The sequence below is a fragment of the Haliea sp. E1-2-M8 genome (assembly GCF_030649675.1).
Lineage (GTDB): Bacteria > Pseudomonadota > Gammaproteobacteria > Pseudomonadales > Halieaceae > Haliea.
In genome coordinates, this window is the sequence record NZ_JAUTDR010000011.1 from 89203 (window position 1) to 111553 (window position 22351).

At 64.9% G+C, this 22351-nt stretch carries 27 protein-coding genes; 9 read left to right on the plus strand and 18 right to left on the minus strand.

The features are described 5' to 3' along the window. Position 1 precedes the first annotated feature (1 nt). Complete coding sequence (locus tag Q6D67_RS10985) at positions 2 to 715, plus strand: hypothetical protein (RefSeq protein ID WP_304705658.1); 714 nt, start codon at positions 2 to 4, stop codon at positions 713 to 715. Here Q6D67_RS10985 and htpX read toward each other — a convergent pair. The 5 genes from htpX to Q6D67_RS11010 are packed head-to-tail and all read right to left on the minus strand — an operon-like array spanning position 693 to position 3584. Further along, complete coding sequence (htpX, locus tag Q6D67_RS10990; protein ID WP_304705659.1) at positions 693 to 1574, minus strand: protease HtpX; 882 nt, start codon at positions 1572 to 1574, stop codon at positions 693 to 695. The two genes, Q6D67_RS10985 and htpX, sit on opposite strands and share 23 nt — an antisense overlap. A gap of 30 nt (positions 1575 to 1604) precedes the next feature. After that, positions 1605 to 1919, minus strand: coding sequence for a hypothetical protein (locus Q6D67_RS10995; protein WP_304705660.1), 315 nt, complete (start codon positions 1917 to 1919; stop codon positions 1605 to 1607). Positions 1920 to 1968: 49 nt separating this feature from the next. After that, positions 1969 to 2685 (minus strand): DnaJ domain-containing protein, encoded by a 717-nt coding sequence (locus Q6D67_RS11000; protein ID WP_304705661.1) that lies wholly within the window; start codon positions 2683 to 2685, stop codon positions 1969 to 1971. 8 nt (positions 2686 to 2693) lie between these two features. Beyond that, entirely contained in the window at positions 2694 to 3380 is a 687-nt protein-coding gene (locus tag Q6D67_RS11005; protein WP_304705662.1) for a VWA domain-containing protein, read from the minus strand. A gap of 12 nt (positions 3381 to 3392) precedes the next feature. Next, a complete protein-coding gene (locus Q6D67_RS11010) occupies positions 3393 to 3584 on the minus strand; it encodes a hypothetical protein (RefSeq protein ID WP_304705663.1) in 192 nt (63 codons plus the stop codon). Positions 3585 to 3791: 207 nt separating this feature from the next. Here Q6D67_RS11010 and msrA point away from each other — a divergent pair, with 207 nt between their 5' ends. Beyond that, positions 3792 to 4457, plus strand: a complete 666-nt coding sequence (gene msrA / locus Q6D67_RS11015) for a peptide-methionine (S)-S-oxide reductase MsrA (RefSeq protein WP_304705664.1) — start codon at positions 3792 to 3794, stop codon at positions 4455 to 4457. A 155-nt stretch (positions 4458 to 4612) separates the two neighbouring features. Further along, the gene (locus Q6D67_RS11020; protein WP_304705665.1) at positions 4613 to 7078 is read left to right on the plus strand and encodes a TonB-dependent receptor; all 2466 of its coding nucleotides are present in this window, start codon (positions 4613 to 4615) and stop codon (positions 7076 to 7078) included. Between the two features lie 349 nt (positions 7079 to 7427). Here Q6D67_RS11020 and Q6D67_RS11025 read toward each other — a convergent pair whose 3' ends face one another. From Q6D67_RS11025 to Q6D67_RS11035, 3 genes are all read right to left on the minus strand, one after another. Next, entirely contained in the window at positions 7428 to 8135 is a 708-nt protein-coding gene (locus Q6D67_RS11025; RefSeq protein ID WP_304705666.1) for a 16S rRNA (uracil(1498)-N(3))-methyltransferase, read from the minus strand. Between the two features lie 7 nt (positions 8136 to 8142). Beyond that, the gene (gene rimO / locus Q6D67_RS11030; RefSeq protein ID WP_304705667.1) at positions 8143 to 9459 is read right to left on the minus strand and encodes a 30S ribosomal protein S12 methylthiotransferase RimO; all 1317 of its coding nucleotides are present in this window, start codon (positions 9457 to 9459) and stop codon (positions 8143 to 8145) included. A gap of 88 nt (positions 9460 to 9547) precedes the next feature. Beyond that, on the minus strand, positions 9548 to 10051 hold the full coding sequence (locus Q6D67_RS11035) for a DUF2244 domain-containing protein (protein WP_304705668.1): 504 nt from the start codon (positions 10049 to 10051) through the stop codon (positions 9548 to 9550). Between the two features lie 151 nt (positions 10052 to 10202). Here Q6D67_RS11035 and Q6D67_RS11040 point away from each other — a divergent pair, with 151 nt between their 5' ends. Continuing rightward, entirely contained in the window at positions 10203 to 11003 is an 801-nt protein-coding gene (locus Q6D67_RS11040) for a sulfurtransferase (RefSeq protein WP_304705669.1), read from the plus strand. A gap of 3 nt (positions 11004 to 11006) precedes the next feature. Here the strand turns inward: Q6D67_RS11040 and Q6D67_RS11045 are convergent, their stop codons facing one another. The 6 genes from Q6D67_RS11045 to Q6D67_RS11070 form a co-directional block, all read right to left on the minus strand. Beyond that, positions 11007 to 11672, minus strand: coding sequence for a pseudouridine synthase (locus tag Q6D67_RS11045; RefSeq protein ID WP_304705670.1), 666 nt, complete (start codon positions 11670 to 11672; stop codon positions 11007 to 11009). 9 nt (positions 11673 to 11681) lie between these two features. Beyond that, complete coding sequence (locus Q6D67_RS11050) at positions 11682 to 12464, minus strand: pyridoxine 5'-phosphate synthase (protein WP_304705671.1); 783 nt, start codon at positions 12462 to 12464, stop codon at positions 11682 to 11684. Beyond that, a complete protein-coding gene (locus Q6D67_RS11055; RefSeq protein WP_304705672.1) occupies positions 12461 to 13036 on the minus strand; it encodes a peptidylprolyl isomerase in 576 nt (191 codons plus the stop codon). The genes Q6D67_RS11050 and Q6D67_RS11055 overlap by 4 nt, the downstream gene beginning before the upstream one ends. A 36-nt stretch (positions 13037 to 13072) precedes the next feature. Next, complete coding sequence (locus Q6D67_RS11060; RefSeq protein WP_304705673.1) at positions 13073 to 13747, minus strand: TIGR04211 family SH3 domain-containing protein; 675 nt, start codon at positions 13745 to 13747, stop codon at positions 13073 to 13075. A gap of 62 nt (positions 13748 to 13809) precedes the next feature. Next, positions 13810 to 14109 (minus strand): YciI family protein, encoded by a 300-nt coding sequence (locus Q6D67_RS11065; protein ID WP_304705674.1) that lies wholly within the window; start codon positions 14107 to 14109, stop codon positions 13810 to 13812. Positions 14110 to 14116: 7 nt separating this feature from the next. Further along, positions 14117 to 14707, minus strand: coding sequence for an inner membrane-spanning protein YciB (locus tag Q6D67_RS11070; protein ID WP_304705675.1), 591 nt, complete (start codon positions 14705 to 14707; stop codon positions 14117 to 14119). 103 nt (positions 14708 to 14810) lie between these two features. On the opposite strand from Q6D67_RS11070, the gene Q6D67_RS11075 reads away from it, so the two are divergent. The 5 genes from Q6D67_RS11075 to rluB are packed head-to-tail and all read left to right on the plus strand — an operon-like array spanning position 14811 to position 18781. After that, positions 14811 to 15674: a PHP domain-containing protein gene (locus tag Q6D67_RS11075; protein ID WP_304705676.1), complete on the plus strand. Its 864-nt coding sequence runs from the start codon at positions 14811 to 14813 to the stop codon at positions 15672 to 15674. Further along, entirely contained in the window at positions 15671 to 16294 is a 624-nt protein-coding gene (locus tag Q6D67_RS11080; RefSeq protein ID WP_304705677.1) for an L-threonylcarbamoyladenylate synthase, read from the plus strand. Before Q6D67_RS11075 ends, Q6D67_RS11080 begins: the two co-directional genes overlap by 4 nt. A 39-nt stretch (positions 16295 to 16333) precedes the next feature. Beyond that, complete coding sequence (locus tag Q6D67_RS11085) at positions 16334 to 17179, plus strand: ScpA family protein (RefSeq protein WP_304705678.1); 846 nt, start codon at positions 16334 to 16336, stop codon at positions 17177 to 17179. Position 17180: 1 nt separating this feature from the next. Then, on the plus strand, positions 17181 to 17867 hold the full coding sequence (gene scpB / locus Q6D67_RS11090; RefSeq protein ID WP_370551949.1) for an SMC-Scp complex subunit ScpB: 687 nt from the start codon (positions 17181 to 17183) through the stop codon (positions 17865 to 17867). Further along, positions 17864 to 18781, plus strand: a complete 918-nt coding sequence (gene rluB, locus Q6D67_RS11095; RefSeq protein ID WP_370551950.1) for a 23S rRNA pseudouridine(2605) synthase RluB — start codon at positions 17864 to 17866, stop codon at positions 18779 to 18781. The genes scpB and rluB overlap by 4 nt, the downstream gene beginning before the upstream one ends. 12 nt (positions 18782 to 18793) lie before the next feature. Here rluB and Q6D67_RS11100 read toward each other — a convergent pair whose 3' ends face one another. From Q6D67_RS11100 to Q6D67_RS11115, 4 genes are read right to left on the minus strand one after another with little or no spacing between them, the layout of a single operon-like run. Further along, positions 18794 to 19555 (minus strand): YciK family oxidoreductase, encoded by a 762-nt coding sequence (locus Q6D67_RS11100; protein WP_304705679.1) that lies wholly within the window; start codon positions 19553 to 19555, stop codon positions 18794 to 18796. Between the two features lie 13 nt (positions 19556 to 19568). Continuing rightward, positions 19569 to 20249: an HAD family hydrolase gene (locus tag Q6D67_RS11105; protein ID WP_304705680.1), complete on the minus strand. Its 681-nt coding sequence runs from the start codon at positions 20247 to 20249 to the stop codon at positions 19569 to 19571. After that, a complete protein-coding gene (ubiG, locus tag Q6D67_RS11110) occupies positions 20246 to 20962 on the minus strand; it encodes a bifunctional 2-polyprenyl-6-hydroxyphenol methylase/3-demethylubiquinol 3-O-methyltransferase UbiG (protein WP_304705681.1) in 717 nt (238 codons plus the stop codon). The genes Q6D67_RS11105 and ubiG overlap by 4 nt, the downstream gene beginning before the upstream one ends. Beyond that, complete coding sequence (locus tag Q6D67_RS11115) at positions 20959 to 22290, minus strand: TRZ/ATZ family hydrolase (protein WP_304705682.1); 1332 nt, start codon at positions 22288 to 22290, stop codon at positions 20959 to 20961. The genes ubiG and Q6D67_RS11115 overlap by 4 nt, the downstream gene beginning before the upstream one ends. Positions 22291 to 22351 lie beyond the last annotated feature (61 nt).

Sequence of the window (22351 nt, forward strand, 5' to 3'; positions counted from 1 at the left end):
CATGGAAAAGGTAATCTTTTGCCTGTGGCGCCAGGACGCGGTTGCGGCGGATGACTTCGGGGCAGGCCTGCGGCAGCAGTTGGTGCCGCAGCTGGAGGCTCTCCCGGCGCTGCGCGGGCTGCGGCTGGCGGTAGCCGACGGCGCGGTCGCAGCGGCCGCGGACAAGCGCATGCAGACAACCGGCCCGTTGCCCGACGCGCTGCTGTCCCTGTGGCTGGATGACGCCTGGCGGCGGCCGGATCCCGCAGCGCTGGCGCCGGAACTGGTAGCCCGTAGCTGCGCCTGGCTGGTGGCCGAGGCCGAGCCCCTTGTGAATACCACGCAGCTTCCCGGCGCAGACGCCCGGGTGCCGGGCTTTTGTCAGGTGGCGCTACTGCAGCGGCCGCCGCGCCTGGACGAGCAGACCTGGCTCGGAATCTGGAAGGGCAGCCACGGCCGGGTCGCGATCGACACCCAGTCCACGTTCGCCTATCGCCAGAATCTGGTGGTGTGCGCGCTGGACGCGGATGCACCGCTGCTGCACGCCGTCGTCGAGGAAAACTTCCCCGACGCGGCAATGACATCCAGGCATGAATTCTATGCGGCGGCGGACGATGCCACCCTCACCGCCAACGAGGCCGCGATGATGGAGAGCTGCGCCCGCTTCATTGACTTCGACAAGATCGATGTCGTGCCGATGAGTGAGTACCTGTTCAGCGCTGCTGCAGCGCCCTGATCCGGTCCTCCAGTGGCGGGTGCGAGCGAAACAGCCCGGACAGTCCCTCCTTCAGCTGTTCGCTGATGCCGAAGGCGGTCAGCTCACCGGGCAGGTCCTGGGGCAGGCCCTGCTCCGCCCGCAGCCGCTGCAGGGCGCCGATCATTGCCGCATTGCCCGCCAGGCTGGCGCCGGCGGCGTCCGCCCGGTACTCGCGCCAGCGCGAGAACCAGAACACGATCATGCTGGCGAGGATGCTGAGTACTATCTGGGCGACGAACGACACCACGTAGTAACCGATGCCGTAGCCGCGCTCGGTCTTGAAGATCACCCGGTCCACTGTATGGCCGATAATCCGCGCGAAGAACAGTACAAAGGTGTTGATCACCCCCTGGATCAGGGTGAGGGTCACCATGTCGCCGTTGGCGACGTGACCGATTTCATGGGCCATGACGGCGCGGGCTTCGTCGCGACTGAAGCGCTGCAACAGGCCGCTGCTAACGGCGACTAACGCCGCGTTGCGGTTCCAGCCGGTGGCGAAGGCGTTTGAGGCCTCGGATGGGAAAATACCGACCTCGGGCATGCCGATGCCGGCCTCCCCGGCAAGTTCGCGCACAGTCTCTACCAGCCACTGTTCGTCGCGGGTACGCGGATTTTCAATGATCCGGGTCCCGGTGCCGCGCTTTGCCATCCACTTGGACAGGAACAGGGAGATCAGGGAGCCCCCAAAGCCGAACAAGGCGCAGAAGATCAGCAGTGAGCCCAGGTTCAGGTCCACGCCATTGTCGGCGAGGATACCGTCCAGCCCCAGCAGGCTGAAGATAAGACTGACCAGTACCAGCACGGCAACGTTGGTGGCCAGGAAAAGCAGGATTCTCATGTTCGTATTGCGCCTCGTAAGGGTAGTTGTTCAAGCCCCGGTTTGACCGTCAACCAGCGCTTCGTGTTCCGTTCCTGCAGCCACGTTGGGCTCGTCCGGCGCGGTCGGCTGGGGCAGGGGGTTGTTGCTCGGCTCGAGCAGCGGCTCGCCGCGATCGTCCACCGCTGCGGTGACAACCTCGCCGCGCAGGTCCACATCCTTGCTGCTGAGCTCGAACAGCAGGTTGACCGCCTCGTCCTGGTGCTTCAGGCGTTGTGCCGCCCGGGCGTCGCGGCCGTCAATCCAGGCCTTGCTCTTGCCCCAGTAGTGGCCCAGCTGGTTGCGGATAACAAATACGTCGCTCATGGTAAACCGTGTTCCTCTGTGGTGGTGTGGGAGTGTAGTGTCCGGCGCGTCAGCCGAGCAGAAAATCCTTTGCCTGGTTGACCTTGGCGGCCAGGTAATCATTGCCGCCGCGGTCCGGGTGCAGCTTCTGCATCAATTTCCGGTGCGCCTGGACAATGTCCTCGTCACTGGCATTGTCCTCGAGGCCCAGTACCGCCAGCGCCTCGGCGCGGGACAGTCCGCTGCCGGTGTCCGGTGCTGCCTGCTGTTGCCTGCCGAAGTCGGCTTCCCCGGGAAAGCGTTGCTCCAGATAACTGAGCAGCAATTGCACGGAGTCGTTGTCTTCCTGTTGGCAGTAGCGCAGAAGGTCCTCCAGCTGACTGCGATCCAGCTCATCCAGCCGCCAGTCCTGCAGTGGTCCGCGCAGCACTTCGCCGCTGAGCTTGCCGGACTCGTGGTCCAGATGCATCCGCAGGATGGCTGATTCCACGGTGGAGTGCTGGCCCGGCCCCGCAGCGCTCGCCTTGTTGCGCAGGGAAGACAACATGGGAAACAGACGGATCAGCAGCGGCAGCAGCTGGCGCGCGCCGACCAGCAGGCCGGTCAGCGCGGCGCCGACCCAGTGCATGCGCCCGGTCAGGGTCAGGAACACTACGGCACCCACGGCAATGACGATGCCCAGCTTCAGGTACTGGGCCTTGCGCTGGTGGGGGGGCAGGGCCTGGGCGCGGATGAACAGGATGTAGAGGGCGAGCGCGATGGCCAGCAGCAGCAAGAGTTTCGGCACGTCGGTCCTCAGGGCTTGAGTTGTTGGAGCAGCAGTTTAGCACCCTCCCCGGGGTTATTCTCCAACGCAGCCCGGCCGCCCGCGGCATAGCGCGCCACGGCTCCCAGCAGTTCCGCCAGGGTGTGGGCGCTGCTATGATCGAACCGCGCCCAGGCACCACCGCTGAGTTTTGCCATACTCTGGAAAGTGCTGCGCACCAGGGGGTCGTCGCCCTCCTGAAAGAGGAATAGCGGCAATTTCAGCAGCCCGCACTGTCCCGCCTGGTTGCACAGGCTGTCGGGCAGCTCCTCTACGGCGTCGCCAATAAAAACGAGCGCACGCACCGGCGTTTCCCGGTGTATCCTTTGGGCGTGGCGCAACAGGCGGCCGATCTGGGTATGCCCACCCTCGCAGCTCACCGTCGCCATCTGGCTGGCGAGGGCCTGGGCGTCGCGCAACCAGGGGCTGGCGTGGAATTCCTGAAAGCCACGGTAGTAGCAGAGCTGGATCGAGAGTGAGGCTATGCGGCCAGCGCTTGCGAACATGTCGGACTGGAGTTGACGGGCTACGGCCCAGGTGGGCTCGCGACTGGCGGTGGCATCGATGGCAAACAGGAGACGTGGATGCTTGTCCGCAAACGTGGCCACCGCCTTGCTCTTGCTGAGGAAGGCCTGTATGTCAGTGCTGCTGGCCTTGCGGGCAGGGGGTTTTGCCATGGGAGTTTGAGGCTAGTGCCGACGCTCCAGCTTGCCGAGGCGCTCCAGTTCGGCGAGGTAGTGGCGGCGTTCCGCGAGCTCGGCAATGGCCTTTTGCAGGCTGCCCTCGTCGAGAGCCTGGTTGTTTTCCTGGCCGGCAACGATGCGCCAAAGCTTGCGGCTGCACAACTCGCCCGGGTCGAAAGTGGTGTTATGTGTTGTCATGTTTTGATTCCTTCTCATCAGCAGCTGAGACCGCCGCCGCTGGTAATGGTTCGCGGCCTGGCGGTTCCGGGATTGCTGCAGACTAGGGCAAAAATGTGACAGCTCTATGGCGCAGCTGAAAACTGTCCCGCTCATGAGCTTACACCGGCTACACCGGGGAGGGGAAGGGCAGTACACTGAAGCCTGTGCTTTATAGAGGTCACAAGAATGAGCCTGTTTGAGATTCGCAAGAAACGCGCCATACCCACTGCCGACTCGGCCCTGCCCGGCCGGTCGGCGCCGATGCCGGTGCCGGCCGCACATTATGTCAATACCAACCCGCTGTCCGGGCCGTTCCCGGCGCATCTGCAGCAGGCGGTGTTTGGCATGGGCTGCTTCTGGGGCGTGGAGCGCCTGTTCTGGCTGTTGCCCGGGGTTTTCACCACGGCGGCCGGCTACGCCGGCGGCCATACCCCCAACCCCACCTACCAGGAAGTGTGCAGCGGCCAGACCGGCCACACCGAAGCGGTGCTGGTGGTGTTCGATCCAGCGCGCATCAGCTATACCGAGCTGTTGCAGCATTTCTGGGAAGGTCACGACCCCACCCAGGGCATGGGCCAGGGCAATGACCTCGGCACCCAGTATCGCTCGGCGATCTACACCTTCGGCACGGAACAGCAGCAGCAGGCTGAACTCAGCCGCGAGCAATTCCAGGCCGCTCTGGATCGCGCCGGTTACGGCGCCATCACCACCGAGATTCTGCCCGCACCCCCCTTCTACTATGCCGAGGAGTATCACCAGCAGTATCTGGCCAAGAATCCGGGTGGTTACTGTGGCCTGGGTGGCACTGGCGTGTCCTGTCCGGCGGGGCTTGCCACTGGTAGTGTAAGTTGAACCAGCCGCAGCAATCCGGCGGCGCGGAACAGGCTTCTCCAGTCGCGGTAATTTGCCGCCTTGCTGTAACGCCTGAAAGGCTGCTTTAATCTGGACTAATTGTCGTTAGTGACTAGCGCAAGCGAAACATAACAATAAACAGAGAGGTACGGTTGATGTTGAAGCGTGGTGCAAGGCCTTCGTCTGTGATGTCCGTAGCGGTGCTGGCCGCGCTTGTGAGCACTGTTCCGGTGCCGGTGCTGGCCCAGGGAATGGTGCTTGAGGAGGTCATGGTCACGGCTCGCAAGCGTGCGGAGAGCCTGCAGGAGGCTCCGCTGGCGGTAACGGCACTGGACGCAACGGCACTGCGTGAGGCCGGTGTCCGCAATCTGGCGGATCTGAACAGCCTGGCACCCAATATCGACGTGGTCGAAGCCAACGGCGCGGCGCCTCTCGCCAGCGTCTACATACGAGGTGTCGGCCAGCGCAATACCGGTGAGAACATTGATTCCGGGGTCGGCATTTACATCGATGACATCTATCTGGGGCGTCCCGATGGTGCCCTGCTTGATCTGAACGACATCCAGTCGGTACAGGTGCTGCGCGGCCCTCAGGGCACCCTGTTCGGCAAGAACACAACGGGCGGCGCCCTGGTCTTCACCACCAACAAGCCAGTCGAGGAATTCGAGGGCTCGGTGGGCGTCCGGGTGGGCAACTACGACCGCCTCGATACCGAGTTTGTCCTCAACCTGCCGCTGACAGATACCCTGTGGACGCGCTTTTCCGGGGTTACCCGCAAACGCGACGGGCATATCGAGAACCTTTTCGACGGCAAGGACTACATGGACGAGGACCGCCAGAGCATCATCTGGCAGACCCGCTGGGCCGCCAGCGACGATCTCACACTGGATCTCAACCTGAACTGGGCCGATACCGACCAGCGCATGCGGCCCATGAAATGCATCAATGTTAACGATGATGGTTGGCAGGCAACGCTGTTCAACGCGCTGGCAATTGGCCCCGCCACGGGCCGTACCCTCGCGGACTTCTGTCAGGATTCCACCGAGGCGGGTGGGGGCGATCCGCGCACAGTCATTTCCGACCTCGGCGGTGAATACAAGGCCGAGAACCGGGGTGCCTCTCTGGTGGCCGAATGGGCCCTCAGCCCCGACCTCTCGCTCAAGAGCATCAGCGGTTACCGCTACACCGAGGCCTCGCAGAATGACGAGCTGGACCACACGGGTATCCCTTTCCTGCACCGCACCAATACCGTGCACCCGCAGGGTGGCGCTGGCGAAAGCGACCAGTACAGCCAGGAGTTCCAGCTGATCGGCAGTGCTTTCGACGACCGCCTGCAGTATGTGACTGGCCTGTACTGGTTCGAGGAGGAGAGCAAGGGGCGCCAGAGCATCAGCTTCCTGGGACCCTTCGAGCCCGCCATCGCCAACCTGTTCTTTCTCAATCTCTCCGCGGACACCCAGACCGCCAACAATGATGCGGTGGCGGCCTACGCCCAATTGGAGTGGGAGTTGACCCCAGAGTGGCGTGCAACCCTGGGCTTGCGTTACACCGACGAGAGCCGTGAGCTCAAGATCCAGGATCTGGCGATCGACCCGGCTACCCTGGATCTCAACGGCGGTCCGGCCATTCCCGTGGGCGGTGGCCTGTTTGTGGTCCAGCGTCCCGGCTTCGAATATAACCCCGCGTTCAGCTTCGTTGAGGCCGGCGTGCGCCAGCGCAAGGTCTCGAATAACGATGTTACGCCGATGGCCAGCATCCAGTACCTGATCGGCGAGAACCGCGTTCTGGACCAGGGTAGCCTGTACCTGACCTACAGCGAAGGGTTCCTGTCCGGCGGTCTGTCCGAGTCTCCGACCGGTGAACTGGAGCGCTTCGAACCCGAGGAAGTCGAGAATATCGAACTGGGTTTCAAACTCGATCTGCTGCAGCGCCGCCTGCGCCTCAACGGAGCCCTGTTCTACACGGACTACACCAATCGGCAGCTCACCACCCTGGTGATCAACCCTGAAGTCAATTCACCTTCACCGGCGACCATCAACGCGGCCGAATCCACCATCAAGGGCTTTGAGCTGGAGAGCACCTGGCTGGCCACGGACAACCTGATCATCGGCTTCAATGCCACCATCACCGATGGTGACATCAAGGAGTTCATGGACGAGCAGATCACGATTGCCGATGCCTCCGTAGCCCCGGGCCCCGGCTGTGTACGTGCCAACCTGACCCTGCTGCAGGTCGATTCCTGCCCCAATGACCGGTCCGGTGAAAACCTGCCGCGGCTGGCCGAGCAGAGCTATCTGCTGTCTGCCCAGTACAACCTGGAAACAGCCTACGGCACCTTCACGCCGCGGCTGCAGGGGAGCTGGAAGTTCGACATGGAGTTCTGCTTCGACGCGCTCAGCTGCACCACCGGCCTCTGGTTTGAGGACGAGCAGTTCGAGCTGAGCGCCCGCCTGGGGTGGGTCTCCCCGGATGAGCGCTGGGTCGGCTCCCTGTTCGGCACCAACCTGACCGACGAGGACTACCTCAACGGCGGCACTGCGCTGGTGGAGTCCTCGGGGACCGGCGGCTACGCGGTGGCGCCGCCGCGGATGTATGGCGCGGAGATCCAGTACCGGTTCTGATTCGGACCAGCTGGTTAATGCCGGCGAGAGTGCCGGAGAGCCACGGCAGGGTAATGGGACACGCCGTTAATACGTCCATGTAGGCTCGGTGACGGCATCCATGCCGTCAACGGTCCCAGTACCCCGCCATGACTCCCCGGCACCGGTGGCTACTCGGTGGCGCCTCGTTGGTCTAAAACAAGGCCGCCGAGGATCGAAGCTCCTCTGGTTGGTAGCGGGCGGGGGAGCGGCCGGTGCACCCGCGACTCCTGACAGCATGGATGCTGTCAAGAAGCCTACAGGGACGTATCCACGGCGTGTCGCGGGTGGATCGGTCGCGCCCTCGCCCAGCAACGCACCATATCAAGACTCATATGGCCCTTCCCAACAGCGCCGCGACGGCGTTCTCCACGCGCAGGATGCGCGGTCCCAGGGAGACCTGGCGGCAACCTGCGGCCAGCAGTTTGTCGACTTCGTAGGGGATGAAGCCGCCCTCGGGGCCCACTGCCAGAAGCGTCGGCTGGGTGAAGCCGGTCGGGGCGAGGGGGGTGTCCCCGGGGTGGGCGAGGAGGGCGTCGCGGCCGGTGATGAGGCAGGGTAGCTGGTCTTCGACGAAGGGCTTGAAGCGGGGGTGCAGGTGGACGGGGGGCAGGACGGTGTCGCGGGACTGTTCCAGGCCCTGCAGGAGGTGGTCGCGGATGGTGGCGGGGGCGAGTACCGGGGTTTGCCAGTAGCTTTTCTCGACCCGGTAGCTGTTGAGGAGGTGGATTTCCGCGGCACCGAATTCGGCTGCGGCGCGCAGGATGCGGCGCAGCATTTTGGGTCGCGGCAGGGCCAGCAGCAGGGTTACGGGAAGCTTGGGCGGTGGCGGGCTGTGCAAGGTTATCTGCAGTTCGGCGCTGTGCTTGTCGATGGCGCTGACGGTACCGCGGCCAATCCGGCCATTGATCTCGCCAACCTGTAACTCGTCACCGGGCCTGGCCCGCAGCACCTGGCGCAGGTGCCCGGCGCGGCGGCCGGTGAGGCGCAGGAGGCCTTCGCCCGTGCATTCGCCGGCGGCGAATAGCAGCAGGTTCACGGTGTGGTCAGCCTGCCCAGAGGTCGTAGTCGTCGGCGGCAGTGACCTCCGCTTCAACAAAATCACCCGGTTGCAGGTCGGTGATGCCTTCGAGGTAGACCTTGCCGTCTATTTCTGGGGCATCGGCAGTGGAGCGGCCGATGGCGCCTTCCTCATCGACGGCATCGATCAGGATCTCGATGGTCCGGCCCACTTTGGCCTGCAGCCTGGCCGCGCTGATTTCCTGTTGCAGGGCCATGAACCGGTCCCAGCGTTCCTGCTTCACCGCTTCCGGTACCTGGTCGGGCAGGTCGTTCGCGGGAGCGCCGGCCACGGGGGAGTACTGGAAGCAGCCGACCCGGTCCAGCTGTGCCTCTTCGAGAAAGTCCAGCAGGACCTCGAAATCCGCATCGGTTTCCCCCGGGAAGCCGACGATAAAGGTGCTGCGCAGGGTAATGTCCGGGCAGATCTGGCGCCAGTGCTGGATGCGCTCCAGGGACTTCTCCGCGGCCGCGGGGCGCTTCATGCGTTTGAGCACGCTGGGGCTGCCGTGCTGGAAGGGGATGTCGAGGTAGGGCAGGATCTTGCCGTCCGCCATCAGCGGCAGGATATTGTCCACGTGCGGGTAGGGGTAGACGTAGTGCAGCCGCACCCAGATCCCGAGTTCCGCCAGCCCCTCGCACAGTGACTGCATGCTGGTTTTCATCGGGCGGCCGTTCCAGAAGCCGGTGCGGTATTTCAGGTCCACGCCGTAGGCGCTGGTGTCCTGGGAGATGACCAGCAGCTCGCGTACCCCGGCCTTGACCAGGCGCTCCGCCTCCTCCATGACCTCGCCGATAGGGCGACTCACCAGGTCGCCGCGCATGTGCGGGATGATGCAGAAGCTGCAGCGGTGGTTGCAGCCCTCGGAAATCTTCAGGTAGGCGTAGTGCCGCGGGGTCAGCTTGACCCCCTGGGGCGGTACCAGGTCCACATAGGGGTCGTGCACCTGGGTGTGGGGCACGTACTGGTGCACGGCGCTGACCACTTCCTCGTACGCTGCCGGCCCGGTGACGCTGAGCACCTTCGGGTGCAGCTGCAGGATGGACTCGGCATCGGCGCCCTTGCCCATGCAGCCAGTCACGATCACCCGGCCGTTTTCGCTGATGGCCTCGCCGATGGCCTCCAGCGACTCCTGCTTGGCGCTGTCGATAAAGCCGCAGGTGTTGACCACCACCAGCTCGGCATCCTGGTAGCTGGGCACGATTTCGTAGCCGTCCAGCTTGAGTTGGGTCAGGATGCGCTCGGAATCAACCAGGGCCTTGGGGCAGCCCAGGCTGACGAAGCCGACTTTGTTGCTGGACATGGCGGTGATCCGGGGAATTACAGGGCCGCAGAGTATACAGGTGCCAGCGCCTTCACCCAATGGCCAGGGGCGGCGGGTAAAAACGGGCTCAGAAGGCGTGGCTGGCCCGTTCGCCGTAGCCCAGCACGCGCAGCTCCTGCCGCAGGTGCTGCTGCAGGGCCAGGCCGTCCTCGCGGTTGAGGAACTCGCCGACACTGATTCTCTCCCCGGCGCACTGCAGGCAGAGGCCCGGGGCGTCCCAGGGGTGGCGTTCGGGTTCGATGCTGAGGCCGGTAGCGTCGCGGGCAAAGCTCCAGCTTTGGCTCGGCAGGTAGAACCCCTTGTCTATCTGCACGGCGTCCGGGGCGAAGGTAATCACGTGGCGGTACTGCAGCTTCCAGTTGACGTAATACAGGGAGCCCCCCAGGGCCGTAAGCTCGAGCCCGGCAAAAGGCAGGATTGGCCAGGCCCCGGCGAGGGCAAAGCCGATGGCGGCGCCGAGGGAAGGCACCGACAGGGCCAGGAGCACCAGCATGTTACTGCGCCAGGTCGCGGACTGGTTGGGTTTGGCGACGATGGTGACGGTGTTGCCATCACTGCTGTGGATGACCACGGCGTATGCTCCGGATTATTTCCCTGATTCTAGTACAGTCGCCGGCTGGAGGCAGCTGTGTTCCGTTTCTGTTCAATGCCAGTCTCTCTCGCCCTGGCGGTGACCTGACGCTACACTGCCAATTCGACCATGGATCGTGGGGGCACAGCCTGTGCTGGATATTGCGGAACTGTCCGCCGGCGTGGACGCGGTCATCATCGACTGCCGGTTTGTGCTTGGCAAGCCCGACGCCGGACGTGAACAATACCTCGCGGGGCACATCCCCGGGGCCCATTACCTGCACCTGGAAGAGGATCTTTCCGGGCCCGTGGGGCGCCACGGAGGCCGCCACCCGCTGCCGCAGCCGGACCAGCTGGCGGCGCGACTTGCGGGGCTGGGCATCGGCCTGGAAACGCCGGTAGTGGCCTACGACGACTCCCGCTTTGCCTTTGCCGCCCGGTTCTGGTGGCTGTTGCGGGCGCTGGGCTACCGCCCGCCCCGCTTGCTCAACGGTGGTTACCAGGCCTGGGTCGCTGCGGGCGGCGCGGTGTCCACCACCGTGCCGGTGCCTCGGCCCTGTCCGCAGCCCGCCGTGGGCGACTATCGCGGGTACTGTGGTATTGAGGATTTGAGTCAGCTGCAGGCGGCGGGGGCGGTGCTGCTCGATTCCCGTGAGCCGCGCCGCTTTGCCGGTCTGGAGGAGCCGATTGATCCGGTGGCCGGGCATATCCCCGGTGCGCTCAATGTGCCCTGGCAGCGGGTCAGTGATGACCAGGGCCGACTGCGGGACGCGGCCGCTTTGGCGGAACATTTTGCCGCGGTTCCCGAGGGTTCGCAGCGGGTGGTTTACTGCGGCTCCGGGGTGTCCGCCTGCGTCAATCTTTACGCCCTGGCACAGTTGGGCGATACCGAAGCTCTGCTTTACCCCGGCAGCTGGTCGGACTGGTGTACCTATCTCCCGGCTCCGGATTGAGGATCAGAAATCCGCCGGGCATTCCTCCTGCAGCCAGCCGCCGGTGGCGGGGTGGGTGAATCCCAGCTCCGTGGCGTGCAGCAGCAGCCGCGGTGACAGCGCCAGCGCCGCGGGGTCGGCATACATGTCGCAGCCGAGGATTGGGTGGCCGAGTTCGCGGCAGTGGATGCGCAGCTGGTGCGAGCGGCCGGTCTGTGGCGTCAGTTGCAGCCTGGTGCGATCCTGCCCGCGTTCCATAACCTCGAACCAGGTAATCGCCTCGCGGCCTGTCTCATGGCAGATTTTCTGCAGCGGGCGCCGCTCCCAGTCGGAGACGATGGGCAGATTGATCTCGCCACTGTCGGCCTCAACCACGCCCCAGACCACGGCCTCGTACTGTTTGTACACCAGCCGCTCCTGGAATTGGCGGCTGATGTGGGCGTGGGTGGGTTTGTCCAGCGGCACGACCATGATCCCGGAGGTATCCAGGTCCAGACGGTGGACGATACTGGCGCCGGGATAGTCCTGCTGCAGCCGGGTTACCAGGCAGTCCTTATTGAGGCGGTGGCGCCCCGGCACGCTCAGCAGCAGGTGGGGCTTGCGCACCAGCAGCAGGTGTTCGTCCTGGTACAGAATGCGGATGGGCTCCTGGCTGTGGGGCACCAGGTACGGGGGCAGGTCTTCGTCCATGGAGGTTGTTCAGGCGGCGGCGTCAGGCACGGTCTTGCCGAGGGCGCGCTGATAGGCGGCGACGGCGCGACTCAGGCCCATGCTCAGGGCATCGACCGTCAGCGCGTGGCCTATGGACACTTCCAGCAGGTTCGGGACCCGGGTGAACAGGGGCAGGTTGTGCAGGTCCAGGTCGTGGCCGGCATTCAGGCCCAGCCCCGCGTCCGCGGCCACTTCGGCCGCCTTGATAAAGCGCTGCAGTACCGCTTCGACATCCCCGTCGTTGGCAAAGGCGCGGGCATAGCTCTCCGTGTAGAGCTCAATACGGTCGGTACCGGTCTGGGCCGCGAGACGTATCTGCTCCGGGTCCGGGTCCATGAACAGGCTGGTGCGGATGCCCAGGGCCTGCAGTTCCTGTACCAGGGGCGCAACGATGTCGCCGTCACGCTTGAGGTCGAAGCCGTGGTCCGAGGTAAGCTGGTTGTCACCATCCGGGACCAGGGTGCACTGGGCCGGGCGGATCTCTTTGACCAGGGCCATGAACCCCGGATAGTCGCTGACGCCCCGTCGGCCGCTCTGGCGCGGGCCGGTCATCGGATTGCCTTCCATGTTGAACTCCACCGTCAGCATCGCGGCCAGATCGTGACAGTCCTGCACCCGGATGTGACGCTGGTCCGGCCGCGGATGCACGGTGATGCCGTCGGCACCGGCGTCGATGCAGATCTGCGCGTGCCGCGGGATATCCGGATTGCGGGTGTCCCGGGAATTGCGGATCAGGGCGATCTTGTTGAGGTTGACGCTGAGAGCAGTCATAGCAGCGGCTTGCGGACGATTTCCTTGATCATTATCGGCTCCGTCGGTACGTCACTGAGGCCGTTCAGCTTCTGCACCGGGCTGGAGGCAATGTAGTCGACCACCGCCATGCCGTCCGTCACTTCGCCAAACACAGTGTATCCCTCCTGCCCCGGCGTCCAATCCAGCCGCAGGTTGGTGCGCTGGTTGATGAAAAACTGCGCCGTGGCAGAGTCGGGTTCGGCGGTGCGAGCCATGGCGATGGTGCCGCGCACATTGTGCAGGCGGTTGCGCGATTCGTTGACGATGGGCTCGCCGGTTTCCTTCTCGGTCATGTCGGGCAGGAAGCCGCCGCCCTGGATCATGAAATTGGGAATGACGCGATGGAAAATGGTGCCATTGTAGTGGCCAGCGTCCACGTAGGCGAGGAAGTTGGCGACGGTGATCGGTGCCTTGTCGCGAAACAGGCGCAGGGTAACCTCGCCCTCATTGGTCTTGATCACGACCTGGGGGTTGGGCAGCGGGGTTTCCTCCGCACTTGTCGCTGCCAGGGGTAGCAAAAACAGCAGGGACAGGCTCAGGGCGCGTAACATGGTCAGGTCCTTTCATTGCAGTTGGTTGGCCGGGTGTCAGCCCCAGCCGTCATTGCGCCGGCGCTTGGGCCAGAGGCGGGGTGCCACCAGCGCAATGACAACACCCAGCAGCACTGCCAGGGCTCCGTCCAGGAAGGCGCTGCTGCGCAGGTTATCCTGCAGGCGCTGGTTCTCGGCACCGAGCATGTCGGCTTCGGCGCGCAGGGTCTCGGCCTCCACCACCAGGCGCCGGTTGTCCGCATCCAGTTGCAGCGAGCGGCCCGAAATCTGTTTCAGCTGCGTCAGTTCCTCGGTCAGGGCTTGCAGGGAGCTGTCGGCGGTGTTGACGTCCCCCTCCAGTTCCGCGCGCTCTGCCTTGAGGGCGGCCAGTTCCCGGGACAGCTCCGCGTTCTCCGCGGCCAGCTGCTCCGCGCGCGCAGCGGCTGCTGCGACCTGGTTCCTGGCGGGAAGCTCGGCCATCAGGTGCTGGGTGCGCACCCAGCCGCTGGTGCCGTTCTCGGTGGTGACTTCAGACCACTCGCCATCCGCGGAAGTTTGCCCAACCGTCAAACGGGTTCCAGAGGGAATCCCGCGGTGGACGATGCGGAACTCATTGCCCGCGCCGCTGCGGACCGGAACGTACTGGGTGTCACTGATATAGCGCACTTCCTGCGCCTGCACCGGGGCAGTGAGCAGTAGGGCCAACAGGGAAATAATCAGGGTGAGCTGCAAGACGCTGTCCTTCTGGCCGGAGCTGAATATGAGGTCGCGGAGTTTATCACGCTGCCGCCGGTTCAGGGCAGTACGCGCTTGTAGGGTTTGACCACTACCCGGCGGAATACGCCGGCGTCGACGTAGGGGTCGGAGTCCGCCCAGGCGGTGGCGGCTTCCAGACTATCGAACTCGGCAATGATCAGGCTGCCCGTAAAACCCGCCTCGCCCGGGTCCTCGGTATCCAGCGCCGGGTGCGGGCCCGCGACCAGCAGGCGCCCGTCATCCACCAGCTGCTGAATCCGCGCCAGGTGCGCCGGGCGCGCCCGCTGCCGCAGTGGCAGGCTGTTGTCTACGTCTTCACACAGAATCGCGTACAGCATGCGCTGACTACTCCTGGTTGTTGGCGGGCTGATCTTTCAGGTGGGGTGCAACGATCCAGGCGGTCAGGCCAGTCAGGAACACGGTAAAAAGTATGGCGGAGTACATTTTGTAGCTGACCCAGGTGGCCTCGCTGTAGCCGTAGGCGACCACCAGGTTGAGGGCTCCCACAACGGTGAAATGGGCGACCCAAAGCAGATTGAGGCGGGCCCAGATCCGGTGCGGCAGCTGGATCTGGCTGCCCAGGGTGCGCTCCATCAGGTTGCGCTGGCCGAAGAACTGGGACGCGCCGAAGACCAGCGCCAGTACCCAGTTGAAGATGGTCGGCTTCCACATGATGAACATCTCGTTGCGCAGCAGCAGGGTTGCCGCGCCAAAACCCAGCACGGCGAGGCCGACCCAGAGCAGGCGCTTTTCCAGTTGCCGGGTCAGAGCCCAGGTGGCAAGCACCTGGAGTACGGTCGCGACCATCAGCACCGCGGTGGCGCTGAAAATGCCGTCCACCGTATGGCTCCAGCCATACAGGGTCACGGTGTCGCCATCCATCTGGTACACGATGAAGAACAGGACGATGGGAATGAATTCCAGCAGTTGTCTCATGAAAAACGGCCTTGCTCCAGCATGTTAGGATGTGCGTAAGGGTCGACACTGCCGGGCCCGCACCAGGCCATGGCAGTTGCAGCGATGACGGAGTGTAGAGTTTGTGTTGATTGACTTCCACACCCATACCACCGCCTCGGACGGCGCCCTCAGCCCCGAGCAGCTGGTGGACAGGGCACGCAGCAGGGGAATCCGCCTGTTCGCCATAACCGATCACGATACTGTGAGCGGCTATGAGGCCGCAGCAGCCTATTATAGCCCGAGTGAGGGGGAAATGAGTCTGGTGGCCGGGTTGGAATTCTCCTGTGTCTGGTCTGGCGCCACCATTCACGTGGTGGGCCTCGGCGTGGATTGCGACCATCCGCTGCTGCGGCAGGGTGTGGCGCGGCTGCTGGCCGCCCGCTATGACCGTGGTCAGGTGATTGCGGAGCGGCTGGCGAAACTCGGTTTTCCGGGGGCCATGCAGGGTGCGCTGCTGGAGGCGGGGGACAGCCAGCTGGGGCGGCCGCACTTTGCCGGCTGGATGGTGGGGCAGGGCCACGCCAAGGACACGGGGGCGGCCTTTGACCGCTACCTGGGGCGGGGCAAGCCCGGGGATGTGAAGGCCTTCTGGCCTGAGCTTGCGGAGGTGACAGAGTGGATTGTCGCCGCCGGTGGCGTTGCGGTGCTGGCGCATCCCCTCAAGTACAAGCTGACCCGCAGCAAGCTGCAGCGGCTGGTGGCGGACTTCAAGCGCGCCGGCGGAGAGGCGGTAGAAGTGGTCAACGGCCGGCAGACACCGGAGCAGACCCGCCAGCTGTGCCGGCTCGCGCTGGAGTGCGGCCTGGAGGTTTCGATTGGCAGCGATTTTCACCGGGACAGCCCCTGGGGGCCGCAGCTGGGTGTAGAATTGCGCCACTTGGGCAATCTGCGCGGCGTATGGGAGCGCTGGCTGCCTGCGACCCGCTCACCAGGAGAAGCACTGTGAGCCAGTTTTTCCAGATTCACCCCGACAATCCGCAGGCGCGGCTGATCCGTCAGGCCGCGGATATTATTCGCGCCGGCGGTGTGGTGGTCTACCCCACCGATTCCGCCTATGCCCTCGGCTGCCAAATCGGCGACAAGGCCGCGCTGGACCGGATCCGCCGTATCCGCCGCCTGGATGATCGCCACAACTTCACCCTGGTGTGTCGCGACCTGTCAGACATCGCCAACTACGCCCGGGTGGACAACACGGTATATCGCCTGCTCAAGGCCAGTACCCCCGGCCCCTATACCTTTATCCTGCGCGCCACCTCCGAGGTGCCGCGGCGGCTGATGCACCCCAAGCGCAAGACCGTGGGTCTGCGTATTCCCGACAACGTAGTGGCAATGGCCCTGCTGGCGGATCTCGGCGAGCCCCTGATGAGTGTCACCCTGATCATGCCGGATGACGAGTTGCCTCTCATTGACCCCTACGACATCCGCGAAGTGCTGGAGCACGATGTCGACCTGGTGATTGACGGGGGCTACTGTGGCCTGGAGCCTACCACCGTGGTGGATCTGGCGGATGACGTGCCCCTGATCCTGCGGGTCGGCAAGGGCGATGTGACGCCATTTGAGTCCTGATCGGGTATACTCGCGCCCTGAATGAGTACAGGATATTCCGTGAACGATACGCCGCCGATAACCCCCCCCGCAGGCTCTGCAGTCGCCGACTCCCAGCGCCCGCAGCAGGGTGAAATGCCCTTTGCCGTCGTGCTCGGCAAGGCCATGACGGAGATACCGAGGGACCTGTATATCCCGCCCCAGGCGCTGGAGGTGTTCCTGGAAGCCTTCGAGGGGCCGCTGGACCTGCTCCTGTACCTGATCAGGCGCCAGAACCTGGACATTCTCGAGATCGACGTTTCCGAAATTACCGCCCAGTACATGCGCTATGTCGAACTCATGGACGCCATGCAGTTTGAACTGGCGGCGGAGTACCTGCTGATGGCGGCGGTACTGGCGGAGATAAAGTCGCGCATGCTGCTGCCTCGGGCCAGCAGCGTGGAGGAGGATGAAGAAGATCCCCGGGCGCAGCTGATCCGCCGCTTGCAGGAGTACGAGCGCTTCAAGAAAGCCGCCGAGGACATTGAGGAGTTGCCGCGGCTGGAGCGGGATACCTGGGTCGGCAGCGCCGAGCCCCCGGATCTGAACCGCGCGCGGCCCGATCCGGAGGTGGATATGCGCGAGCTGCTGCTGGTGCTGAGCGAAGTGCTGCGCCGCGCTGACATGTTCGAGAGCCACCACATCCAGCGCGAGGCCCTGTCGACCCGGGAGCGCATGTCGGAGGTGCTGGAGAGGCTGTCGGGGCGCCAGTTTGTGCCATTTGTGGCGCTCTTTTCCGCGAAGGAAGGCCGTCTGGGAGTCGTGGTTACCTTCCTGGCGGTGATGGAACTGATCAAGGAATCCCTGGTGGAGATTGTGCAAACCGAGAATTTTGGCCCGATCCACGTCAAGGCAAGGTCTGAGTAAGATGTCGGAAACAGATTCCATCCTGGTGCAGATTGTCGAGGGCGCGCTGCTGGCAGCCGGCCGGCCGCTGACCGTGGTCCAGCTGGGAGAGCTGTTTGAAGAGCACGAGCGGCCCGCGCCCGCTGCAATCCGCGAGGCCCTGGCCGCCGCTGCCGAGCGCTGTGCGGATCGCGGCTACGAGTTGCGCGAGGTGGCCAGCGGTTTCCGCTACCAGGTGCGCCAGTCCCTCGCCCCCTGGGTGGCCAGGCTGTGGCAGGAGCGGCCGCAGAAGTATTCCCGCGCCCTGCTGGAAACCCTGTCGCTGATTGCCTACCGCCAGCCCATTACCCGCGGCGAGATCGAGGAGATCCGCGGCGTGGCGGTGAGCTCCAACATTATCAGAACCCTGCACGAGCGCGAGTGGATCCGCGTCGTCGGCCACCGCGATGTCCCCGGTCGCCCGGCGATGTATGCCACTACCCGCCAGTTTCTCGACTATTTTAATCTCAAGAACCTGGACCAGCTGCCGGCACTGGCGGAAATTCGTGACCTGGAGACCCTGAACGCCGAGCTGGGGTTCAACGATCCCCTGGAGGCCGCCGCCAACGATGCGGGCCTCACGGACACGCCTGCTGCCACGGAAAATGAGCCAGCTGCTGACGCCGCTGGCAGCGATGAACTGCCACCTGACCCGGACCAAATCCATTGAGCAAACGCAAGCTTGAGGCTCCACCTGCCGCGGAGGTCGCCCCTCGCGCGACCACAGTCGCCGGCGAGAAACTGCAGAAAGTCCTGGCCCGCACCGGCCTGGGTTCGCGCCGGGAAATGGAGCGCTGGATCGAGGAGGGCCGGGTCGAGGTCGAGGGCAAGCGCGCCTCCCTCGGCGACCGGGTGAGCGAGCGCGACCGCATCAGCATCGACGGCAAGCCGCTGGAACCGGTCCCCGCGGAGCAGACCCGCTGCATCCTCTACCACAAGCCCACCGGCGAGGTCTGCAGCCGCAAGGATCCCCAGGGCCGGCGCACAGTGTTCGAGCGCCTGCCCAAGATCAAGTCGGGGCGCTGGATTTCCATCGGCCGGCTCGATTTCAATACATCCGGTCTGTTGCTGTTCACCACGGATGGCGAACTGGCCAACGCCCTGATGCACCCCTCCGCCAATATCGAACGGGAATACATGGTGCGGGTCATGGGTGCCGTCGACGAGGACGTGCTCGCACGCCTGCTGGAGGGGGTGATGCTGGATGACGGTGTCGCGCGCTTCAGCGATATCCAGGACGGCGGCGGCGACGGCATCAACCACTGGTACTACGTGGTGCTGATGGAGGGCCGCAACCGCGAGGTGCGGCGCCTGTGGGAATCCCAGGGTCTTACGGTCTCCCGCCTGAAGCGGGTGCGCTATGGCAATGTCTTCATTCCCTCCAAGGTCAAGCAGGGTCAGTGGGCGGAGATGGACCCGAAGGAAGTAAAGGCGCTGTACCAGCTGGCGAAACTTGAACCGAAAAAGGTCAAGCGCAACACGGTCAAGGAAAAGGAAGTCATGGAACGCCAGTTCGGCAAGCGCAAGGGGCCAGTGCCAACTGCGCCCGGCCGGCGCTCACCGCGCAAGCCGGGCAAGCGATAAGTTGACCGGAAATCAGGACTGGGCGTTCACGGCCTGCCCGGTCACGCCGACGCTGTCGTCCCCCATCAGGTACAGATAGGCCGGCATGATGACCGCCGGTGACGGGTTTTTCGTCGGCGTTTCCGCCGGGTAGGCGGTGCGGCGCATGGCGGTGTTGGTGGCGCCGGGGTTGAGACTGTTGACCCGGATCCGCGACGTGTTTTCCAGTTCGTCCGCCAGCACCTGCATCAGCCCCTCGGTGGCGAATTTCGACACCGCGTAAGCCCCCCAGTAGGCGCGGCCGCGGCGCCCGACACCGGATGAGGTGAACACGATCGAAGCCCTGGGCGCCTGCTCCAGCAGCGGCAGCAGCGCTTTGCTCAGCAAAAACTGCGCGTTGACGTTGACCTGCATCACCTCCGCCCAGGCGGGCCAGGTTGCGCTGGCGATTGGACGCCGTTCACCCAGCAGGCCGGCGTTGTGCAGCAGGCCGTCGAGGTGCCCGAAGGTGCCGGCCACGGCCTCTGCCAGGTTGGCGTAGTCTGCCTCGGTGGCGCTGGCGAGATCCATCGGGAACAGGGCGGGCTGGGCACCGCCCGCCGCTTCAATGGCGTCATATACCGCTTCCAGTTTGGCCACGGTGCGCCCCAGCAGGACGACGGTGGCGCCGTGGGCCGCGTAGCTTTCGGCGGCGGCGCGGCCAATGCCGTCACCGGCGCCGGTGATCAGGATTACCTTGTCCTGCAACAGATCTTGCGCAGGGCTGTAGTCGGTGGGGATGGTGTGGCTGTCCATGCTTGCTCCAATGCTAGTGGGGGGCCAGGATCAGGTCCTGCAGTTGCGTGCTGCAGTCAACGCTCGCATCCGCGCCCCACAGGGCCGGATTGTCGTCTGCCTCGATATAGCCATACAGCGCGGCAATGGTGAACATGCCGGCGCGCAGGCCTGCCTCGATATCGCGCATGTGGTCACCCACGTAGATCGCCTGCTGCGGCTGGCAGCCGAGCTCAAGGCAATTGCGCAGCAGTGACTCCGGGTGCGGCTTGCGCTCGACAACATCATCGGGACAGACCAGGCTGCCCAGGGGCGGCTGCAGGGCGAGGTGCGCCATCAGCGGCGCGGCATAGGCCCGGGGCTTGTTGGTGGACACGCCCCAGCCGATACCGCGCTGCGCCAGCTCCGCCAGCAAGCCCTCAATACCGGGATAGGGGCGCGCGCTGCTGCCCAGCACTTCGCTGTACAGGTCCAGCAGCCGCAGCCGCTGCGATTCAAAGGCCGGATCGGTTTCCACAGAGCCCAGAGCGAGGGTCACCAGGGCGCGGGCGCCGTTGGACACGCTGGCGCGGATGCGCTCGGGCTCCAGCGGCGGCAGGTCGTATTCGGCGCGCAGTGCCTGCACCACCACCACGAACTCGCTGGCGGTGTCCACCAGGGTACCGTCGAGGTCGAAGATGACCGCCCTGAGCGCGGCCGGGTCAGGGCGCTTCATGCCGCAGCCGGTTTGACGGCCCGCACCATGTAGTTCACCGAGACGTCCCGGGGGTGCAGGCGGTATTGTTTGCTGAGAGGGTTGTAGACCAGGCCGGTCATTCCCTCCAGGCTCAGCCCCGCCGCCCGTATCCAGGCCGCCAGTTCCGAGGGCTTGATGAACTTGCTGTATTCGTGGGTGCCGGCGGGCAGCAGTTTCAGCACATACTCGGCGCCGACAATGGCGAAGGCGAACGCCTTGGGGTTGCGGTTGATGGTGGAGAAGTACAGGGAGGCCCCCGGGGTTGCCAGCGCCGCACAGGCCGCGACCACCGCGGCGGGGTCGGGTACATGCTCCAGCATCTCCAGACAGCAGACCACGTCATAGTGGCCGGGTTGCTCCGCTGCCAGATCCTCCGCCGTGGTCTGGCGGTAGTCCACATCGACGCCGGATTCCAGCTGGTGAATACGCGCCACTGCCAGCGGCGCTTCGCCCATGTCGATGCCGGTGACCCGGGCGCCGCGATGGGCCATGGACTCCGCCAGGATACCGCCGCCGCAGCCCACATCCACCAGGGTCTTGCCGGCCACTGGTGAATGCTCGTCGATGTAGTTGGCGCGGAGGGGGTTGATGTCATGCAGGGGTTTGAACTCGCTGTTGCGGTCCCACCAGCGCGAGGCCAGTGCTTCAAATTTGGCGATTTCCTTCGGGTCGACGTTCGCTTGTGCGGTCATGCGTGTGTTCCTGTAATCCGTTGTTGCCAGTGGCGGCCGCGTTGACCCAGGGCCTCCAGATCAAAACCTGTGAGTTGCCGGTCGCGCAGCCGCAACTCGCCGCCAATCCAGCTGTGGGTTACCTGGCTGCCGTTGCAGGCGTAGACGATTTGCGAGAGAGGGTTGTACAGAGGCTGGGTTTCCGGGCCGCTGAGGTCTACCGCGATCATGTCGGCGAGCTTGCCGGGCTCCAGACTGCCGATCTGCTCGTCCAGTCCCAGGGCGCGGGCGCCGCCCAGGGTCGCCATGGTTAGCGCCTGCGCGGCCGGCAGAGCGCTGGCATCGCCGGCGGTCAGCTTGGCCAGCAGTGCGGCGGTCTGCATTTCGCCGAACAGGTTGAGGTCGTTGTTGCTGGCAGCGCTGTCGGTACCCAGCGCGACATTGACCCCGGCGGCCAGCAGCTTGCTGACCGGGCAGCTGCCCGAGGCCAGCTTCATGTTGGACTGGGGGCAGTGCACCACGTGCGCGCCGGTCTCGGCGAGCAGGGCAATATCCTGGTCCCCGAGATCGGTCATGTGCACACACTGGGTGCGCGGTCCCAGCAGGCCCAAACGGTGCAGGGTGTCCAGCGGCCGCTCACCATTGGTTTCCACCGCCTGCAGCACTTCGCCGCGAGTCTCGTGCAGGTGGATCTGCACCGGCACATCCAGCTCCGCCGCAAGCGTGGCGACCCGGGCCAGGGTGGACTGGCTGACGGTGTAGGGCGCGTGGGGGCCGAAGCCGAGGCTGACCAGCTTGCTGTGCTTGAGGGTGTCCCGCAGCGCCAGGCCCTTGTTGATGTACTCGTCCGCATCCCGCGCCCAGGGCGAGGGAAAGTCAAGGATGGGGAAAGTGATCTGGCAGCGCATGCCCCGGGCCTCTGCCACCCGGGCACAGGCCTCCGGGAAAAAGTACATGTCGGAGAAGGTGGTGGTGCCGGCCCGCAGCATCTCGGCGACAGCCAGCTCCACCCCGTCAGCGACGAAGGCATCGCTCACGTGCCTGCCTTCGGCGGGCCAGATGTGCTGCTCCAGCCAGGGCATCAGCGGCAGGTCGTCAGCGTAGCCCCGCAGCAGGCACATGGCCGCGTGGCCGTGGGCATTGACCAGGCCGGGCAGCAGCGCGTGGTCGGGCAGCTCGAATACTTCGCCGGCGACCAGGTGGGCGGTCTCTGGGCGCGGCAGGACGGCGGCGATGCGGCCGCTGCTGACCGCCAGGCTGTAGCCGGTGAGCACGGCGCCGGATGGCACAATGGGCAGGATCCAGCCCGGGTGGATGAGGGTGTCGACGGTGTCTGGTAGCGCGGTCATGAAGCCTCGGCCCGGGGTAATCGTGAACGCTGTCGGCGCGCTTCAGGCAGGTTCTGGCCGC

Excerpts from the sequence above, each read along its gene's own strand:
- Q6D67_RS10985 (WP_304705658.1), top strand. The coding sequence starts at position 2 with ATGGAAAAGGTAATCTTTTGCCTGTGGCGCCAGGACGCGGTTGCGGCG.
- htpX (WP_304705659.1), bottom strand. The coding sequence starts at position 1,574 with ATGAGAATCCTGCTTTTCCTGGCCACCAACGTTGCCGTGCTGGTACTG.
- Q6D67_RS10995 (WP_304705660.1), bottom strand. The coding sequence starts at position 1,919 with ATGAGCGACGTATTTGTTATCCGCAACCAGCTGGGCCACTACTGGGGC.
- Q6D67_RS11005 (WP_304705662.1), bottom strand. The coding sequence starts at position 3,380 with ATGGCAAAACCCCCTGCCCGCAAGGCCAGCAGCACTGACATACAGGCC.
- Q6D67_RS11010 (WP_304705663.1), bottom strand. The coding sequence starts at position 3,584 with ATGACAACACATAACACCACTTTCGACCCGGGCGAGTTGTGCAGCCGC.
- msrA (WP_304705664.1), top strand. The coding sequence starts at position 3,792 with ATGAGCCTGTTTGAGATTCGCAAGAAACGCGCCATACCCACTGCCGAC.
- Q6D67_RS11020 (WP_304705665.1), top strand. The coding sequence starts at position 4,613 with ATGTTGAAGCGTGGTGCAAGGCCTTCGTCTGTGATGTCCGTAGCGGTG.
- rimO (WP_304705667.1), bottom strand. The coding sequence starts at position 9,459 with ATGTCCAGCAACAAAGTCGGCTTCGTCAGCCTGGGCTGCCCCAAGGCC.
- Q6D67_RS11045 (WP_304705670.1), bottom strand. The coding sequence starts at position 11,672 with ATGGACGAAGACCTGCCCCCGTACCTGGTGCCCCACAGCCAGGAGCCC.
- Q6D67_RS11050 (WP_304705671.1), bottom strand. The coding sequence starts at position 12,464 with ATGACTGCTCTCAGCGTCAACCTCAACAAGATCGCCCTGATCCGCAAT.
- Q6D67_RS11055 (WP_304705672.1), bottom strand. The coding sequence starts at position 13,036 with ATGTTACGCGCCCTGAGCCTGTCCCTGCTGTTTTTGCTACCCCTGGCA.
- Q6D67_RS11065 (WP_304705674.1), bottom strand. The coding sequence starts at position 14,109 with ATGCTGTACGCGATTCTGTGTGAAGACGTAGACAACAGCCTGCCACTG.
- Q6D67_RS11070 (WP_304705675.1), bottom strand. The coding sequence starts at position 14,707 with ATGAGACAACTGCTGGAATTCATTCCCATCGTCCTGTTCTTCATCGTG.
- scpB (WP_370551949.1), top strand. The coding sequence starts at position 17,181 with ATGTCGGAAACAGATTCCATCCTGGTGCAGATTGTCGAGGGCGCGCTG.
- Q6D67_RS11100 (WP_304705679.1), bottom strand. The coding sequence starts at position 19,555 with ATGGACAGCCACACCATCCCCACCGACTACAGCCCTGCGCAAGATCTG.
- Q6D67_RS11105 (WP_304705680.1), bottom strand. The coding sequence starts at position 20,249 with ATGAAGCGCCCTGACCCGGCCGCGCTCAGGGCGGTCATCTTCGACCTC.
- ubiG (WP_304705681.1), bottom strand. The coding sequence starts at position 20,962 with ATGACCGCACAAGCGAACGTCGACCCGAAGGAAATCGCCAAATTTGAA.
- Q6D67_RS11115 (WP_304705682.1), bottom strand. The coding sequence starts at position 22,290 with ATGACCGCGCTACCAGACACCGTCGACACCCTCATCCACCCGGGCTGG.